At 63.9% G+C, this 16,039-nt stretch carries 15 protein-coding genes; 9 read left to right on the plus strand and 6 right to left on the minus strand.

Features of this window, described 5'->3' with window-relative positions; all coding sequences use genetic code 11:
- Positions 1-2: 2 nt before the first annotated feature.
- Complete coding sequence (locus FGL95_RS18995; RefSeq protein WP_338079924.1) at positions 3-1,325, minus strand: YhgE/Pip domain-containing protein; 1,323 nt, start codon at positions 1,323-1,325, stop codon at positions 3-5.
- A gap of 196 nt (positions 1,326-1,521) precedes the next feature.
- On the opposite strand from FGL95_RS18995, the gene purF reads away from it, so the two are divergent.
- The 5 genes from purF (at position 1,522) to FGL95_RS19020 (ending at position 8,320) form a co-directional block, all read left to right on the plus strand.
- Positions 1,522-3,051: an amidophosphoribosyltransferase gene (gene purF / locus FGL95_RS19000; RefSeq protein ID WP_169589692.1), complete on the plus strand. Its 1,530-nt coding sequence runs from the start codon at positions 1,522-1,524 to the stop codon at positions 3,049-3,051.
- 177 nt (positions 3,052-3,228) lie between these two features.
- Complete coding sequence (locus FGL95_RS19005; protein ID WP_240963162.1) at positions 3,229-4,713, plus strand: ABC transporter substrate-binding protein; 1,485 nt, start codon at positions 3,229-3,231, stop codon at positions 4,711-4,713.
- 9 nt (positions 4,714-4,722) lie between these two features.
- On the plus strand, positions 4,723-5,772 hold the full coding sequence (locus FGL95_RS19010) for an ABC transporter permease (RefSeq protein WP_338079925.1): 1,050 nt from the start codon (positions 4,723-4,725) through the stop codon (positions 5,770-5,772).
- Entirely contained in the window at positions 5,772-6,674 is a 903-nt protein-coding gene (locus FGL95_RS19015; RefSeq protein ID WP_169589696.1) for an ABC transporter permease, read from the plus strand. The genes FGL95_RS19010 and FGL95_RS19015 overlap by 1 nt, the downstream gene beginning before the upstream one ends.
- Positions 6,671-8,320: an ABC transporter ATP-binding protein gene (locus tag FGL95_RS19020; RefSeq protein ID WP_169589698.1), complete on the plus strand. Its 1,650-nt coding sequence runs from the start codon at positions 6,671-6,673 to the stop codon at positions 8,318-8,320. The genes FGL95_RS19015 and FGL95_RS19020 overlap by 4 nt, the downstream gene beginning before the upstream one ends.
- Here FGL95_RS19020 and FGL95_RS19025 read toward each other — a convergent pair.
- Positions 8,286-8,921 carry a TetR/AcrR family transcriptional regulator gene (locus tag FGL95_RS19025; protein ID WP_169589700.1) on the minus strand — a complete coding sequence of 212 codons (636 nt, stop codon included), beginning with the start codon at positions 8,919-8,921 and terminating at the stop codon, positions 8,286-8,288. The genes FGL95_RS19020 and FGL95_RS19025 overlap by 35 nt on opposite strands.
- Positions 8,922-8,982: 61 nt before the next feature.
- On the opposite strand from FGL95_RS19025, the gene FGL95_RS19030 reads away from it, so the two are divergent.
- Together FGL95_RS19030 and purM are read left to right on the plus strand one after the other, a co-directional pair.
- Positions 8,983-9,330 carry a cupin domain-containing protein gene (locus tag FGL95_RS19030; RefSeq protein WP_169589702.1) on the plus strand — a complete coding sequence of 116 codons (348 nt, stop codon included), beginning with the start codon at positions 8,983-8,985 and terminating at the stop codon, positions 9,328-9,330.
- A 97-nt stretch (positions 9,331-9,427) separates the two neighbouring features.
- The gene (gene purM / locus FGL95_RS19035; RefSeq protein WP_169589704.1) at positions 9,428-10,519 is read left to right on the plus strand and encodes a phosphoribosylformylglycinamidine cyclo-ligase; all 1,092 of its coding nucleotides are present in this window, start codon (positions 9,428-9,430) and stop codon (positions 10,517-10,519) included.
- Positions 10,520-10,585: 66 nt separating this feature from the next.
- Here the strand turns inward: purM and FGL95_RS19040 are convergent, their stop codons facing one another.
- The 4 genes from FGL95_RS19040 to ygfZ all read right to left on the minus strand — a co-directional run bounded on the left by FGL95_RS19040 (position 10,586) and on the right by ygfZ (position 13,625).
- Complete coding sequence (locus FGL95_RS19040) at positions 10,586-10,798, minus strand: DUF3073 domain-containing protein (RefSeq protein ID WP_169589705.1); 213 nt, start codon at positions 10,796-10,798, stop codon at positions 10,586-10,588.
- A 129-nt stretch (positions 10,799-10,927) separates the two neighbouring features.
- Complete coding sequence (locus tag FGL95_RS19045) at positions 10,928-11,899, minus strand: asparaginase (protein ID WP_169589706.1); 972 nt, start codon at positions 11,897-11,899, stop codon at positions 10,928-10,930.
- Positions 11,896-12,531 carry an MOSC domain-containing protein gene (locus tag FGL95_RS19050; RefSeq protein ID WP_169589707.1) on the minus strand — a complete coding sequence of 212 codons (636 nt, stop codon included), beginning with the start codon at positions 12,529-12,531 and terminating at the stop codon, positions 11,896-11,898. Before FGL95_RS19050 ends, FGL95_RS19045 begins: the two co-directional genes overlap by 4 nt.
- Positions 12,528-13,625: a CAF17-like 4Fe-4S cluster assembly/insertion protein YgfZ gene (gene ygfZ / locus FGL95_RS19055; RefSeq protein ID WP_169589708.1), complete on the minus strand. Its 1,098-nt coding sequence runs from the start codon at positions 13,623-13,625 to the stop codon at positions 12,528-12,530. Before ygfZ ends, FGL95_RS19050 begins: the two co-directional genes overlap by 4 nt.
- A gap of 45 nt (positions 13,626-13,670) precedes the next feature.
- Between ygfZ and FGL95_RS19060 the strand changes: the two genes are divergently transcribed.
- On the plus strand, positions 13,671-14,525 hold the full coding sequence (locus FGL95_RS19060; protein ID WP_169589710.1) for an aminodeoxychorismate lyase: 855 nt from the start codon (positions 13,671-13,673) through the stop codon (positions 14,523-14,525).
- A gap of 68 nt (positions 14,526-14,593) precedes the next feature.
- Entirely contained in the window at positions 14,594-16,039 is a 1,446-nt protein-coding gene (locus FGL95_RS19065) for a cytochrome ubiquinol oxidase subunit I (protein WP_169589712.1), read from the plus strand.

A 16,039-nucleotide genomic window follows, 5' to 3' on the forward strand; every position in this document is an offset into this window, starting at 1 on the left:
ACTCACGAGGGTTGGTTTAGGGGTTCGCCGGTCGTGCCGCGGTGGAAGCCTTTGCGGTCGTAGATGCGGGTGGCGATAATTCCGATGGCCATGCCGAAGATCAGGCCTGCCAATGTTTTCCAGAAGGCGTTCAGCAAGCCGGAGTCGTAGCGCGCGTCGTAGAACAGAATTGCTCGCGTGCCGATGAACACCTGATGCAGCGGTTCGAAGTTCGCGAGCCAACCGAAGAACGGTGGTTGGCCCTCCAGCGGGACCGTACCGCCCGACGACGGGACGCCGAGAATGATGAACACGATCAGGTTGACGATCAGCCCTGCGGAGCCCAGAGCGGCCATGACGGCGGTCGCCGAAATTCCGACCGCGGTGATCGCGAAGGCCCCATAAGCGAACAGGGCTCCAGGCCGCGACATCGGCATGTCGAGCAGAGCGCCGATGCCGACGTAGATACCTGAGACCACGATCCCGAGCACAAGCATGAGCGCCCACTTCACCATCAAGGTGTGGAAGCGCGACACTCGGACCGACGGGTTGTAGATGTACCAGGGACCCATCTCGGCGGGTGCGAAGCCCAGCTGGGCATCGACCAGTTGGCTGACGATCATCGACCCGGTGAAACCGGCCAAGAGCAGCAGCAACGCGTAGTAGAACGGCGCGAGCCCGTTGCCGGTGCCATCGGGTAGAGCGTTGTAAGCGACGGTGTCGACCGCGATGGGCTCGGTCAACACCAGCTTGCTTGCACCGGAGATCGGGGTGCCCTTCAGCTCGGCCAGCACCGACTCGGTCAATTGCTTGCCGACGGTCTCGTTCACCTTGGTCGTCGCCTGGTCGAAGATCTGGGTGACGATTCCAACGGCGAACGGGCCTGCACGGGGATTGGTATTGATCGTCACGGCCGGTTTCTGAATGTCTTCGCCCGGCGCAACGCTCGTGATTCCGAGGATGTGCAGTCGCTTGCTGAAGTCGCTCGGAATGATCAGTGCGCCGTAGACCTCACCCTTGCGCATCAAGGACTGGGCTTCGCCGATCCCGACATGGCGAATATCGATCTGATTTTTGTCGACGCCGTTGACGAGCGCGTCGGTGATCTGGTCGCCGAAGTTCTCGCGTTTGTCGCCCGCAACGGAGGTGAACGTCTCGCCGTCGTCCTGGTTGACGACCGCGATCGGAAAGTCGTGCAGGTTCTTCTTCGGGTCCAGGATGCTGTCCAGATAGAGCACGCCGAGCAGCGCCATCACGAAGCTGACCACCAATATTGGGGCCAACCACAGCTTGGGTTCGCGCAATGCTCGAAGAGTCTCGGACCCCGCCGTATCCTCGCTCGTCACAGTGCGAGACGGTAGCAAGGAATCCGACGCGGACGCCGATCTTCGGCAACACGCCGCAGGAACGTGATTTGCCTGACATTCGCTCGGCAAACCCGCAGGTGCCGCACGTTGAGCAGGCGTGCTTGGCTGGCGGAGATACAGATCACCCGTAGACTCGCTGGTGCCCCCCTCGTCCAGCCGCCAAAGGGAGCGCAAGGTGACTTCAGCCGATCCATCGGTCAACAGTCCAGCCCGCCAACTCGATCAGCCTGAAAATGAGCCGCGCGAAGAATGCGGAGTTTTCGGCGTCTGGGCGCCTGGCGAGGACGTCGCAAAGCTCACGTACTACGGCCTCTACGCGCTGCAGCACCGTGGGCAGGAGGCTGCTGGAATCGCGGTCGCCGACGGCTCACAAGTGCTGGTGTTCAAGGATCTGGGCCTGGTCAGTCAGGTCTTCGATGAGCAGACGCTCGCCGCAATGCCCGGGCACGTCGCGATCGGCCACTGCAGGTACTCGACGACGGGCTCCACGAACTGGGAGAACGCGCAGCCGGTCTTCAGGACGACGGCGGTCGGCACCGGTTTGGCGCTCGGCCACAACGGAAACCTCGTCAACACTGCTGAGCTGGCGAGCAAGGCGCGCGAAGCGGGCCTCATCAACGAACGTCGAGCGATCGCCGCCTCGTCCGACTCGGACATCATGGGTGCGCTGCTGGCGTTCGCCGCCGCTGACAGCACCATCGAGCAGGCCGCGCTGCAGCTGCTCCCCACATTCCGTGGTGCTTTCTGTTTGACCTTCATGGACGAAAACACCTTGTATGCCGCACGCGATCCTTACGGCGTGCGGCCTTTGTGTCTCGGGCGGCTGGACCGTGGTTGGGTCGTCGCCAGCGAGACCGCAGCGCTGGACATCGTCGGAGCCTCGTTCGTCCGCGAGATCGAGCCGGGTGAGCTGCTGGCGATCGACGCAGACGGCGTGCGCTCCTCACGGTTCGCCAACCCGGAGCCCAAGGGTTGCGTCTTCGAATACGTCTACCTCGCGCGTCCCGACAGCGTGATCGCGGGACGGTCCGTGCATGGCGCCCGCGTCGACATCGGTCGTCGCCTCGCCAAAGAGCATCCTGCCGACGGCGACCTGGTCATCCCCGTTCCGGAGTCCGGCACCCCGGCCGCCGTTGGGTACGCGCAAGCTTCGGGCATTCCGTACGGCCAAGGTTTGATGAAGAACGCCTATGTCGGGCGCACGTTCATTCAGCCGTCGCAGACCATCCGTCAGCTCGGCATCAGGCTCAAGCTCAACCCGCTCAAGGAAGTGATCCGCGGTAAGCGCTTGGTTGTCGTCGACGACTCCATCGTTCGCGGCAACACCCAACGTGCGTTGATCCGCATGCTGCGGGAGGCCGGCGCACTGGAGATCCACGTGCGGATTGCGTCGCCGCCGGTGAAATGGCCCTGCTTCTACGGGATCGACTTCGCCTCGCCGGCCGAATTGATTGCCAACAGCGCGGACACGATGGCTGAAATGCTCGAAGGCGTCCGCCGCTCCATCGGCGCGGACACCCTCGGCTACATCTCGATCGACGGGATGATCGCCGCCACCGAGCAGCCGAAGAGCCGGTTGTGCTCGGCGTGCTTCGACGGCGAGTACCCGATCGCCCTTCCGAAGGAAATGATCAGCAAGAATCTGCTCGAAGGCATCGGCGCAGGGACCACCGACGCGAACGTGAGCGCACTGAGCAGGCCCTGAGCTGAAGCCGTGGAATTGCCGTCGGATACCGACGGATAATCCACACAAACGGGCGTACCGTCGCCTGTCATGCGAACGACAACTCTCGAAGCGGTCGGCCTCATCGCGAGCTTGACCCTGTTCTCGGCTGCCTGTGGCAGCGGCCGGACCGACGAAGACGCGTCCGGTCCGGCGCCGATGGTGGTGGGAACGACCGACAAGATCGTCACCCTCGACCCCGCGGGCGCGTACGACAACGGATCGTTCACGCCGATGAACCAGATCTACCCGTACTTGATGAATTCCGTTCCGGGAGATGCGGGTCTCAAGCCTGACGTCGCGGAGAAATGCGAGTTCACGCAGCCCGTCGTCTACACCTGCACACTCAAACCGGGGTTGAAGTTCGCCAACGGTCATCCGTTGACCGCCGCGAGCGTGAAGCACTCCTACGACCGGATCGTGAAGATCAACGACCCCAACGGCCCGATTTCGCTGCTCACCCAGCTCGACCACACCGACGCCGTCAACGAGACGACCGTGGCGTTCACCCTGAAGAACCCCAACGATCAGACGTTCCCACAAGTCCTCGCCACGAATGCGGGTCCGATCGTCGACGAGCAGGTTTTTCCCGCCGACAAATTGCTCGACGACAACGAGATCGTGAAGGCCAAGCCGTTCGCCGGTCCGTTCACGATCGAGACGTACAAGAAGAATCAGCTCGTCGACTACAAGGCCAACCCGGACTACGCGGGCGTACTCGGTAAGCCCAGGTCCGAGAACGTCATCGCCAAGTACTACGCGAGCGCGCAGTCTCTGAAAGAGGATGTGCAGAAGAACACGGTCGACGTCGGATTCCGGTCGTTCACGCCGACCGACATCGACTCCCTGCGGGGGAGCGACAAGGTCACTGTGTACGAGGGCCCCGGTGGCGAGCTGCGCTACATCGTGTTCAACCTCAACACGATGCCCGGCGCCACCCCGGAACAGAAGTTGGCCGTTCGCAAAGCGATCGCGTCGTCGGTCGACCGAGATGCGTTGTCGCGCAACGTCTACAAGGGCACGTACACGCCGGCGTACTCGTCGGTTCCGCCCGGCGTTCCAGGCTCCGTCGAGTCGTACAAAGACGTCTACGGAGCAACGCCGAACAAGGATGCCGCGGCGAAGTTCCTGGCCGATGCCGGTATGCCGTTGCCGGTCGAGATCAATCTGCAGTACAACATGGATCACTACGGCAGCAGCAGCGACGAGGAGTACGCCGCGGTCAAGTCGCAGCTCGAGGGCACTGGACTGTTCAAGGTCAATCTGCAGCAGACGGAATGGGTGACCTACCAGAAGGAGCGGACCCAGGACGCCTACCCCGTGTACCAACTCGGGTGGTTCCCCGACTTCCCGGATGCGGACAACTATCTGACGCCGTTCTTCGCGCCGAACAACTTCCTGCAATCGCATTTCGACGACAAGTTCATCGCCGATCTGATCGTGAAAGAAACGACCGAGCCGGATTTCGCGAAGCGCACGGACCTGCTGCGGCAAATTCAGGACGTGCTCGCCCGAGACCACATTCCGATGCTTCCCCTGTTGTCCGGCAAGCAGATTGCAGTCGCGGCCAAGAATGTCGAAGGAGTCCCCGAGACGTTGGACGCGTCGTTCAAGTTCCGGTACACGGTGCTGTCCAAGCACTGACCCGTCGTCGTGACTACTCGCGTCGGTGAGCGCTCGCGCAGGGCGGCGCTCGCTCGCTATCTTGCGGTGCGGTTCTGCTTGATCATTCCGACCGCGTGGATCCTCGTGACCGTTGTGTTCTTCCTCATGCGCGTCGTCGGTGACCCGATCAGCGCCAGCATGGGTGGGCGCCTCACGGCCGAGCAGATCAACGAGCGCAAGGAAGCAGCCGGACTCAATCGTCCACTGCTGTCTCAGTATTGGGAATATCTGGCCGGCCTGTTGCGTGGTGATTTCGGCCGGTCGGCGGACAACCGCGAGATCAGCGACGTGATTCGGGTCGACGGCGCAGCCACCTTGGAACTGGTCTTCTGGGCGCTGCTCGTCGCGTTCGCGGTCGGGATTCCGTTGGGGCGCTACGCAGCAAGTCACCGTGACAAAGCCGCCGACGTGGCGCTGCGGCTCTTCGCGATTCTGGCGTATGTAGCGCCGGTGTTCTTCGTCGGCCTGTTGCTGAAATTGCTGTTTGCGGTCGAGCTGGGTTGGCTCCCTGCCGGGGGGCGGGCGAGCGCACCGGTCGAACTTGCGCTGCAACATGTTTCGCCGAAAACCAACATTATGATCGTCGACGCCATCCTGTACGGCAACCTCGATTACATCGGCGACGTCTTGAAACATGCGGTCCTGCCTGCGCTTGCGCTCGGTCTGCTCACAGCGGGCGTGTTCCTGCGGCTGGTGCGCGTGAACCTGCTGCAGACTCTGCGAAGCGGCTACGTCGAAGCTGCGCGGGCGCGCGGCCTGTCGCAGCGCGTGGTCACCGGTCGCCATGCGTTCAGGAACGCGATGATTCCCGTCGTGACCGTCATGGGTCTCTACATCGCCATGCACCTGGGTGGGGCGGTGCTGACCGAGACGACCTTCGAATGGAAGGGCCTCGGTTATCAGCTTGCCGAGTATTTGAAAGCCCGCGATTTCATTGCTGTGCAAGGGATTGTCGCGTTCATCGCGCTAGTGGTGGCATTCATGAGCTTCTTCGTCGATGTTGTGGTTGCCCTGATCGATCCGCGGGTGCGGTTCTGATGCAAGCGCGCGGGCTGCGGCTGTTCTCGATGACCTCCGGTCTGCAGCGGGTGACGCTGCTCGTCGGCCTTGGCCTGATCGCTCTCTTCGTGTTGTCCGCAGTGTTCGCCCCGCTCCTGGCACCGTACGGACTGTCGCAAAATTCCTCCGACGGTGTGGATTTCGTCCGGCAACAGGCTCCGTCGGCCGAGCATTGGTTCGGGACCTCGGTGCGCGGGGAGGACGTGTTCTCGCGAGTTCTCTTCGGCGCTCGGACCGCCTTGCTCGTCATCGCGCTCTCGCTCGTCCTGTCGATCGTCGTCGGCGTGCCTTTGGGTTTGGCGTCGGGCTACATCGGGCGCTGGCCTGATCGGGTGTTGTCGCTGTTCATGGATGCGATGTACGCCTTTCCGTCGTTGTTGCTCGCGATCGTGGTGTCGATCGTCGTCGCGGGAGGCAATTCGAGTGCGTTCGGCGGCGTGCTCTCCGCGGCAATAGCGGTCACCGCAGTCTTTGTCCCGCAATACTTTCGGGTTGTTCGAAATGCAACGGTCGCGGTCAAGCAGGAACCGTTCGTCGATGCGGCGCGAGTGATCGGCGCATCGAACAGCCGAATCATGTTCCGCCACATCCTCGCCAACGTGACCCAGTCGCTTCCGGTTGTCGCCACGCTCAACGGCGCGGAGGCGATCCTGACTCTGGCCGGCCTTGGCTTCCTCGGCTTCGGGATCGAGCCGACCGCTGCGGCAGAGTGGGGCTACGACTTGAACAAGGCGCTGGCCGACGTATCCAACGGAATCTGGTGGACAGGAGTGTTTCCCGGCGTGGCCATCGTCCTGGTAGGGCTCGGTATGACGATGGTGGGGGAGAGCCTCGACGAAGGCTTCAATCCGATGCTGCGCACGAGGCGGCAGGTGCAATGACCGAGCCTGCGCTGACCGTTCAGTCCTTGACGGTCGTCTTCGCCACCGACGCCGGACCTGTCGATGCGGTGACCGATGTGTCTTTCGACGTACAGCCGGGCGAGGTCCTGGCGATCGTCGGTGAATCGGGCTCGGGGAAGTCGGTCAGCTCACGGTCCGCGATCGGCCTCCTGCCGCCGACCGCGCACGTCGACGGTCTGGTTCGTGTTGGCACGCACACGATTACCGCGATGTCCGAACGCGAACTGACCGCGATTCGTGGCGGTGACGTGTCGATGGTCTTTCAAGAGCCCGGTCTCGCTCTCGATCCGTTGTTCACTGTCGGCTACCAGATCGGCGAGGCGGTCCGGGCGCATTCGTCGGTGGGACGAAAAGCCGCAAAGGCGAGGGCTGTCGAACTGCTGGAGCTGGTCGGCTTGCCGGATCCGGAGCATCGCGTGGATTTCTATCCGCATGAATTGTCGGGCGGGCAGAAGCAGCGGGTGATGATCGCGATCGCGATTGCGTGTGAGCCCAAAGTGATCATCGCCGACGAACCGACGACGGCGCTCGACGTCACGGTCGCGGCCGAAATCCTCGTTCTGCTCCGTGAGCTGCGCGACCGAACCGGCTGCGCACTCGTGTTGATCACCCACAACATGGGTGTCGTCGCCGACCTCGCCGACCGCGTCGTGGTGATGAAAGACGGGCGCATCGTCGAGCAGGCGCCGGTCGAGCAACTGTTCGCCCGACCAGCGAACGACTACACGAGAGCGCTACTCGTTGCGGTCCCGCACTTGGGTTCTCGATCGGACGAGGTCGAGGACCATTCGAGCGCCGAGACAGTGCTCGACGTCGAGCACCTGACCGTTCGGTTCCCGGGAGCGCTCGGCCGACCGGCTTTCACGGCGGTCGATGACGTGAGTTTCACCATCGCGCGGGGCGAGACGCTGGGGTTGGTCGGTGAGTCCGGCTCCGGCAAGACCACCATCGGGCGCTGCGTCGTCGGACTGCAGCGGCCGACGGCGGGAGCGATCAAGGTCCTCGGCGCGAACATCGCGGGGCTCAGGGAGCGGGATCTTCGACCCGTGCGGCGCCGGTTGGGCGTCGTCTTCCAAGATCCTGCAACGTCGTTGAACCCCCGCCTCACGGTCGGCGAGGCCATTGCGGAACCGCTGATCGTGCACAAGGTCGGGCGAGCTGCTGTGCGCGCCAAGGTCACCCAGCTCATCGACGACGTGCAACTGCCCAAGGACATCAGCGGACGCTATCCACACGAACTCTCCGGCGGTCAGCGTCAACGCGTCAGCTTGGCGAGGGCGTTGGCATTGCAGCCGGACCTGTTGATCGCTGACGAACCGACGAGCGCGCTCGATGTGTCTGTCCAAGCCAAGATTCTCGAGCTGTTCGAGCAGCTGCAAGCCGAATGCCAGTTCGCCTGCCTCTTCATCAGCCACGACCTCGCCGTTGTCGATCTGCTCGCCGATCGCGTCGTCGTCTGCAAGAGCGGCACGATCGTCGAGGAAGGGACCCGGACGGCCGTGTTGGGTCACCCGACGCACGACTACACCCGGCGCCTCGTCGCCGCTGTGCCCGTGCCCGATCCCGTCGAGCAGCGCCGCCGTCGGATGGCTAATGCCCACCTTTCCGGCGGTGCTCAGGCATAGCCGGCGTCGATTGCACGGCCGCTTCGAGTAGCGCTTTCGAGGTCCACAGCAGCGTCTCCGCCGCTTCGGCGCGGGGCATGCCTGCGATGTCGACCAGCCACAGAAACGCCTCGATACCGGTCGCGGAGCGAATTGCGCAGGCGAGGCGATGCGGGTCGACGTGAGGTGTGGTTGCGCGGAGGGGCTCGAGCGCTTCTTCGATCCAGCCGATCGCGCGACCTCGTCGAAGGAGCGGCCGCTCGGACTGGTCGGGTTCGAGGGAGAGCCGCAATGAGGTGCGCAACGCAGGCTCCCACTCGACCGTGATCCTGATTGCCTGGCGCATCACGAGGTCGAGGCGCTCGCGGACGTCGGTTGGCGCGTCCGGCGGGAGGAGCGATGCCATGTCGATCTCGGGGTGCGCGGCGACCAGAAGGCCGCGCTGGTTGGGGAAATATCGATATGCCGTGGTGCGGGAGATCCCCGCAGCCGCCGCGGCTTGCTCGACGGTCGGGGTCAGCCCGTCCGCGAGCAAGGTCTGCGCTGCGGTGACCAGCGCCTTACGGGTCCGCGACTTCTGCCGCGTTCGGCCTTCGCGCTCATATGGTACTTCGGTGTCCATTACGGTATCTTAGTACCATATCCGGCGGAACAGGTCGTACCGGTCGAGCGAGGGTCCCACCATGAGCGACGATCCGATTGTCACCAACCCAGATCTCTACACCGTGATCTTCGAGAACGAGCGGGTCCGTGTGCTCGAATATCGCGACAAACCAGGCAATCGCACAGCGCCGCACGGGCATCCGGATTCGGTGATGTATCCCCTCGGTTCCTTTCGTCGCCGCATCACGTCAGGGGGTCGGAGCGTCGAAGTCGAACTGACTGCCGGCCAAGCCCGATGGGTGGCGGCGCAAGAGCATTGGGGCGAGAACATCGGGGAGTCCGATTCGCATGCATTGTTCATCGAATTGAAGGAACCCGATCCAGGAAGAAATCGGCAGAGTGTCCAACCGATCGGCCCCTCCGAGTGACTCTGTACAGCGGATAGGTCGCACCGACGCCCGAACTGTCATCGAACTCCGGTAGCGTGACCTCGCACCTTTCGCCAACAATTCGGAGCACTCGCTGATGAATCCCCAGACCCCTCGCCGCCCCGGTGCTTCATACGCAGCAGCAGGCGTGGACATAGAGGCGGGCGATCGGGCGGTGGAGCTTTTCGGCCCGCTCGCGAAGAAGGCGAGTCGTCCTGAGGTGCAGGGCGGTCTGGGTGGATTCGCCGGATTGTTCGCGCTCAAGTCTGGTTACCGCGAGCCTCTGCTTGCTGCCTCGACCGACGGCGTCGGGACGAAAATCGCCGTCGCGCAGGCGATGGACCGCCACGACACCGTCGGGCTGGACCTCGTTGCCATGGTCGTGGACGACCTGGTCGTCTGTGGTGCAGAACCGCTGTTCCTGCAGGACTACATCGCGGTGGGTCGAGTTGTCCCTGAGCGCGTCGCTGAGCTCGTCGGTGGCATCGCCGAGGGTTGTATCCGCGCCGGCTGCGCTTTGCTCGGTGGCGAGACCGCCGAACACCCGGGATTGATGGCTGATGGTGACTACGACCTGTCGGCGACAGGTATCGGCGTGGTCGAAGCCGATTCGGTCCTCGGCGCCGACCGGGTGCGCCCTGGCGATGTCGTCATAGCGATGGGGTCTTCGGGTCTGCACTCCAATGGCTACAGTCTGGCGCGCAAAGTGCTCCTCGAGATCGACCGCATGTCGCTGAGCAGTCATGTCGAGGAATTCGGCCGGACGTTGGGTGAGGAACTCCTCGAGCCGACGAAGATTTACGCCAAGGATTGCCTTGCGCTGATTGCCGAGACAGAGGTCCGGACGTTCGCTCACGTGACCGGTGGCGGGCTTGCGAACAACCTTGCACGGGTAATGCCGCGTGGCCTGGTTGCCGAGCTCGACCGCGGAACGTGGAACCCGGCGCCGGTGTTCAAGATGATCGCCCAGCGCGGCCGCGTGGAGCGCGCCGAGATGGAGAAGACGTTCAACATGGGCGTCGGGATGGTCGCGGTCGTGGCGCCCGAAGACGTCGACCGTGCATTGGCCATCCTGACTGCCAGGCACATCAAATGTTGGACGCTCGGCACTGTGAAGAAGGCCGGCGCCAAGAACGAGAAGGGTGAGCCGGACCGTGCCTTCATGGTCGGCGACCACCCGCGGTTCTGAAGGGGTTCAGGCGCGAACGAGGGGGAAACCGGCTGCGGCCGGTTTCCCCCTCGTTCTACCTAAGTGTCAGCGACGCCACTCTTCGTATTCGAACTCGTCTTCGTCCCAGCGAGAGCGTTTGTCCTGATCGTCAGACGATCCGGCGCTGCTTCGTTGCGAGATGGGTGTACCTCCTCCGGCGAGCTCTCGCTGCAAGCTGTCGAAGTCGGTGGATGGCGAGCTGTACTTGAGCTCGCGTGCAACCTTGGTCTGCTTTGCCTTAGCCCGGCCACGGCCCATGGCTAACCCCCTCGCGCTTTTAAGGGGCGGCCTGGGTATTTTGGCGGCCCCGTTCGAATGTGTATTTTTTCCTGACACACACTCTAGCGTGCGAATCGCGCTCGCGCTTCTAGGACCACCACTAGCGCCTCAGGATTCGACGCGTCGCCCGAACACGCCGGGAATTGCGCGGATCACACCGACCCGCGCGCCGCCTCCGTTGACGGGCTGCGCACCGATTTCGGTCACGGCACCGCCCGAATCGACGCCGATCCAGTCCAGCAGACCGGCTGTCAGCGGCATCCTCGCTCGGTCGGCTCCGTCGTCGATCTTCAAAGCGAACCCTGTGCCGTCCGGCAGGGCCCCTACGTGGACGCCTTCCGCACCCGCCTTGCACAGCAATCCGGGGACCGCTGTCATGAGCTGCAGGTCGTCTGCGCCTGTGCCGGACATCACGTATGGCTGAGCCCGAATTGCGTCCGCTACGCGCCGCTCCGGCGACTCGGCCGGTGCGGTGACGAATGCCGCGACGGCGCGGGCGAGGTTCGTGAGCGACACCGGAACGATCGGCAGGCCGCAGCCGTCGATCCCGAATTCGCTTTCCGGCTCTCCGGTCAATTCGGCGATCGTGTCGATCACCGCCAGCTGCATGGGGTGCGTCGGGTCCAGGTAGTTCTCCGTAGGCCAATCGTTGGCCACACATGTCGCCAGCATGGCCGCATGCTTGCCTGAGCAGTTCATGTACGCGCGCCGCGCCCTCGCCCCGTTCGTGAGTACCTCCGCGCGTGCTTGGTCGTCAGAGGGGAAGTCCGGCGGGCAGAGCAGTTGGTCCTCGGTCAGCCCGTGGGCGTCGAGCAAGCGACGCACGAGTGCGACGTGCCGGCGCTCGCCCAAGTGCGATGCCGTGGCGATCGCAAGTTCGTCGACGTCGACCGGCTCGAACCCGTTGCGAAGCATCGCGACGGCTTGCATCGGCTTGTTCGCCGACCGTGGATAGATCGGGATGTGCACCTCGCCGAGCTCGAGTATCGACTCGCCGTCGGGCGCGACGACGGCCACCGACCCGCGATGGACGCTCTCCCGAAACCCCGAACGAACTAGCTCGACCAGTTCAACGCTCATCGTTTTCCTGCACGTTCGAGAATGTGCGAGATCTTGCCGCGAACCTTGGCAGACAACGACGGCTCCGTTTCGAGTCGAATGAGCCGGTCGAGGTCCGTACCGACGAAGAGATCGCGGACTGTGACGCCGTGCTCCGGGGTGTAACCGATATCGATCGTGTCACCAGCACCGATGGTGCCGGGCTCGACAACACGAAGATAAGCGCCGACGTCACTGCGCAGGGTGAAACGGCGCACCCAGTGCTCCTCGTCGGTCCAGCGCTGGAACGTCGCACACGGAATGCGCGGGGCGGTGACCTCCAGCACGACGTTGTCGAGGTGCCAGCGCTGGCCGATCACGGCATCGGTGACGGCGATACCGCTCACCCGCAGGTTCTCGCCGAACCACCCAGCCGGGACCGGCTTCTCGATCTCGCTGGACCACCGGGCGGCTTCTTCCTCGGCGTATGCGTAGACCGCTTGATCAACGCCACCGTGGTGGTCGGTGTCGCAGACGTGGTCGTCGACGAGACCCATCGGGTCGACCGCGTGCCGCCCAGGCCGCGGGCGCTTGTCGATCGAGGTCACCCCAACGGGGCGCGGACTGGGCAGATCAGCGTGAACGATGCAGACGGCGTCGACGCGCCCGCTCATCGACCACGCAACCGCTCGATCGCCGCCCGTCCGGCTTGGACCTCGTCGCCGACAGGCAGCGAATCGGGATCGATCGATGCTGCGCATGGCCCGGCGTCGAGTGTGGTGTCTGCCGGAATATTGCGTTTGACCAGCGCCAATGCGATCGGTCCGAGCTCGTAGTGGTCGATGACCGTGCCGACCCGGCCGACTGCGCGGCCTCCCGCGTTGACGGCGTCGCCGGTCTCGGGGCGCCCTTCTGCCGAGCCGTCGAGGTGCAACAGCACCAGATTTCGGGGCGGTTTGCCGAGGTTGTGCACGCGAGCAACGGTTTCCTGACCGCGATAGCAGCCCTTGTCCAGGTGCACCGCGCCGGCTTGGTCGATCCCGCCGATCCAGCGGACCTCGTGCGGAATCGTGCGGTCGTCGGTGTCGATTCCGATTCGTGGCCGCAGCGTTGCCACCCGCAATGCCTCGAACGCCCACATCCCGGCGGGTGTCGCTCCCGCCTTCGTCAGGCGAGTCCACCAGTGCGCGAGTTGATCTCGGGGGACTATCAGGTCGTACGAGTCGTCCGTCGGCCACGGCATCTTCCGAACGAAGCCCCCGCCTGGCAGCGATTCTGCGCGGTCGGTGCCGGCGGGCAGCCCGTCGAGAACGTCGTGTGCCTGCCTGCCGAGCAGGCTGATGACCGCGTAGTCGTTGGCGTCGCGGGGTTCGGCTTTCGCCCAGAAGACCATCTTCTTCAGGAAGGCGAGCAGATCGGGCCCGTTGGCGGCTTCGGTGTCGATCCACAGCGTGCCGTCGATATCGGTCATGACGAAGTGGTGCTCGACGCGGCCGTTGAGGTCCAGGCTCAGGTTTTCGCCGGACGCGCGGTCGGGCAGCGCGGCGATGTGCTGGCTCGAGATCGTGTGGAGCCACGTGAGGCGCTCGGCACCCTCGATCGCGATGACGAATCGGTGTGAGCGGTCGATGACCGCTGCCGCTTCGACAGCGGCTCGTTGTTCAGCGAACGGATCGCCGTAGTGCCATGCGACTGCTTCATCGGATGATCCCGGCACGCCTGCAACGGCGCCTGGTGTTTCGATCGGGGATTGATCCACACCGCCCATAGTAGGAGCGCGCTCGAAGTCCGATGGCGCCGATACGCTGGCAGCATGGCTGATCGAGTGCTTGTAACCCTGGATGGCGTCGTGCGCGACGCGGACCAGCCGCTGTTGTGTGCTGACGACCTTGCCGCGCTGCGAGGCGACGGCGCCTTCGAAACAATCCTCGTTCGCGGTGGCCGCGCCCGAATCGTCGACATGCACCTTGCCCGGCTGAGCAAGTCCGCGGAAGCGCTCGACCTCCCCGCACCCGACCTCGCAGCATGGCGATCCGTCATCGATACAGCGGCGGAGGAGTGGGGCGAGGAGGCCGAAGGCGCGATGCGCGTCGTTTACAGCCGCGGCCGCGAAGGCGGTGGTGATCCGACCGGCTACGTGCTTATCGGCCCAGTTCAGGACCGGGTAAGGGCCGTCCGCACCGACGGAGTGTCGGTGATGACCATGCCGCGCGGCCAGTCGGTCGACCTCGGGCAGATCGCGCCGTGGCAGCTCGTCGGAGCGAAGACGCTCTCGTATGCGACGAACATGGCGGCGCTGCGATTCGCGGCGAGATACGGCGCCGACGACGTGATCTTCGTGAGCAGTGAAGGACGGGTGCTGGAAGGTCCGCGGTCGACGGTTGTCATTGCGCGCGACAAGAGCCTCATCACGCCCCCTGCGAGTCAGGGCGTGCTCGCAGGAACCACGCAGCGGGCCCTTTTTCAGGTCGCCGAGGACAAGGGCTACTCGTGTGAGTACGCGCCACTTTTCCCCGCAGATCTGATCACAGCGGACGGTGTGTGGCTGTTGTCGAGTGTGACTTTGGCCGCTCGCGTGCACACGATCGACGGCCTCGAGCTGCCGGAACCGGAGAATTCCGGGGCAATTCCGTCACTTGTCGATCTTGCTGTGGAGTCGGTCACCTAGCAGGGCTTGACTCGTCTACTACAGTCAGTAGTACGTAATCTGTAGTAGACGATGGCAGGAGCTAAGGCATGGACGCCTTGGACATCTCCCGATGGCAGTTCGGCATCACGACGGTCTATCACTTCGTGTTCGTGCCGCTGACGATCGGTTTGGCGCCGCTCGTCGCAGTCATGCAAACGCTCTGGTTCATCACGGGCCACGATCGCTGGTACCGGCTCACCAAATTCTTCGGCAAGCTTTTCCTGATCAACTTCGCCCTCGGTGTCGCGACAGGGATCGTCCAGGAATTCCAGTTCGGAATGAACTGGAGCGAATACTCGCGATTCGTCGGGGATGTCTTCGGGGCGCCGCTCGCGCTCGAGGGTCTCGTCGCGTTCTTCCTCGAGTCGACCTTCCTCGGCCTCTGGATCTTCGGCTGGGAGCGACTGCCGAAGGCCGTCCACCTCGCGACCATCTGGATCGTCGCCATCGGCGTGAACGCCTCGGCGTACTTCATCATCGCTGCGAACTCGTTCATGCAGCACCCGGTCGGAGCGCGGTTCAATCCCGACACGGGGCGCGCAGAACTGACCGACATCTGGGCCCTCCTCACCAACAACACAGCGTTGGCAGCCTTTCCGCACGCTGTTGCGGGCGCATTCCTGACGGCGGGAACGTTCGTCGCCGGGATCGCCGGATGGTGGATGGTTCGGGGGCTGAAAGGTCCTGACGGTGACGGCGCACAGCTGTTCCGGCCCGTCGCTCGGCTCGCGATGGCCGTCATCATCGTTTCGGGTGGCGCATTGGTGCTGACCGGAGACGCGCAGGGCAAGTTGATGTTCCAGCAACAGCCCATGAAGATGGCGTCTGCGGAATCGCTGTGCCACGGTGGCACGGACCCCGCCTTCTCGGTCCTCACGGTCGGCACCCACAACAACTGCGACAGCGTCTCGCACCTGATCGAAGTTCCCGGCGTGCTGTCCTGGCTTGCCGAGGGCAAGTTCTCGGGCGTCGATCTGAAAGGCGTCGTCGACCTGCAGAACGAGTACGTCGAGAAATACGGACCCGGTGACTACCGGCCGAATCTCTTTGTCACGTATTGGGCTTTCCGGTTGATGATCACGCTTGCGGTGGGTTCGGCTTTGCTCGCTGTGGCCGGGTTGTGGGTCACCCGGGGCGGCCGGGTACCGCACCAACGGTGGTTCGCGTGGCTGAGCTTGCTGGCCATTCCAACGCCATTCCTCGCGAACAGTGCTGGCTGGGTGTTCACCGAAATGGGCCGCCAGCCGTGGGTCATCGCACCCAATCCCACTGGTGTCGATCAGATTCGACTCACGGTGGCACAAGCCGTCTCGGGACACTCGTCGGCGACGGTTGTGGTGTCGCTCGCGACCTTCACCCTGCTCTACGCCGCGCTGGCCTGCGTCTGGTTGAAGTTGATGAGCCGGTACGTGATTGCAGGTCCGTCGACGCACGGACCGTCCGACCCGGTGTCGGATGACGAAGCACCCAAACAGCTTTCGTTCGCGTACTAG

The organism is Antrihabitans stalactiti, from assembly GCF_012932915.1.
GTDB classification, from domain to species: domain Bacteria; phylum Actinomycetota; class Actinomycetes; order Mycobacteriales; family Mycobacteriaceae; genus Antrihabitans; species Antrihabitans stalactiti.

Excerpts from the sequence above, each read along its gene's own strand:
- FGL95_RS19005 (WP_240963162.1), top strand. The coding sequence starts at position 3,229 with ATGGTGGTGGGAACGACCGACAAGATCGTCACCCTCGACCCCGCGGGC.
- FGL95_RS19015 (WP_169589696.1), top strand. The coding sequence starts at position 5,772 with ATGCAAGCGCGCGGGCTGCGGCTGTTCTCGATGACCTCCGGTCTGCAG.
- FGL95_RS19020 (WP_169589698.1), top strand. The coding sequence starts at position 6,671 with ATGACCGAGCCTGCGCTGACCGTTCAGTCCTTGACGGTCGTCTTCGCC.
- FGL95_RS19025 (WP_169589700.1), bottom strand. The coding sequence starts at position 8,921 with ATGGACACCGAAGTACCATATGAGCGCGAAGGCCGAACGCGGCAGAAG.
- FGL95_RS19030 (WP_169589702.1), top strand. The coding sequence starts at position 8,983 with ATGAGCGACGATCCGATTGTCACCAACCCAGATCTCTACACCGTGATC.
- purM (WP_169589704.1), top strand. The coding sequence starts at position 9,428 with ATGAATCCCCAGACCCCTCGCCGCCCCGGTGCTTCATACGCAGCAGCA.
- FGL95_RS19040 (WP_169589705.1), bottom strand. The coding sequence starts at position 10,798 with ATGGGCCGTGGCCGGGCTAAGGCAAAGCAGACCAAGGTTGCACGCGAG.
- FGL95_RS19045 (WP_169589706.1), bottom strand. The coding sequence starts at position 11,899 with ATGAGCGTTGAACTGGTCGAGCTAGTTCGTTCGGGGTTTCGGGAGAGC.
- FGL95_RS19050 (WP_169589707.1), bottom strand. The coding sequence starts at position 12,531 with ATGAGCGGGCGCGTCGACGCCGTCTGCATCGTTCACGCTGATCTGCCC.
- ygfZ (WP_169589708.1), bottom strand. The coding sequence starts at position 13,625 with ATGGGCGGTGTGGATCAATCCCCGATCGAAACACCAGGCGCCGTTGCA.
- FGL95_RS19060 (WP_169589710.1), top strand. The coding sequence starts at position 13,671 with ATGGCTGATCGAGTGCTTGTAACCCTGGATGGCGTCGTGCGCGACGCG.
- FGL95_RS19065 (WP_169589712.1), top strand. The coding sequence starts at position 14,594 with ATGGACGCCTTGGACATCTCCCGATGGCAGTTCGGCATCACGACGGTC.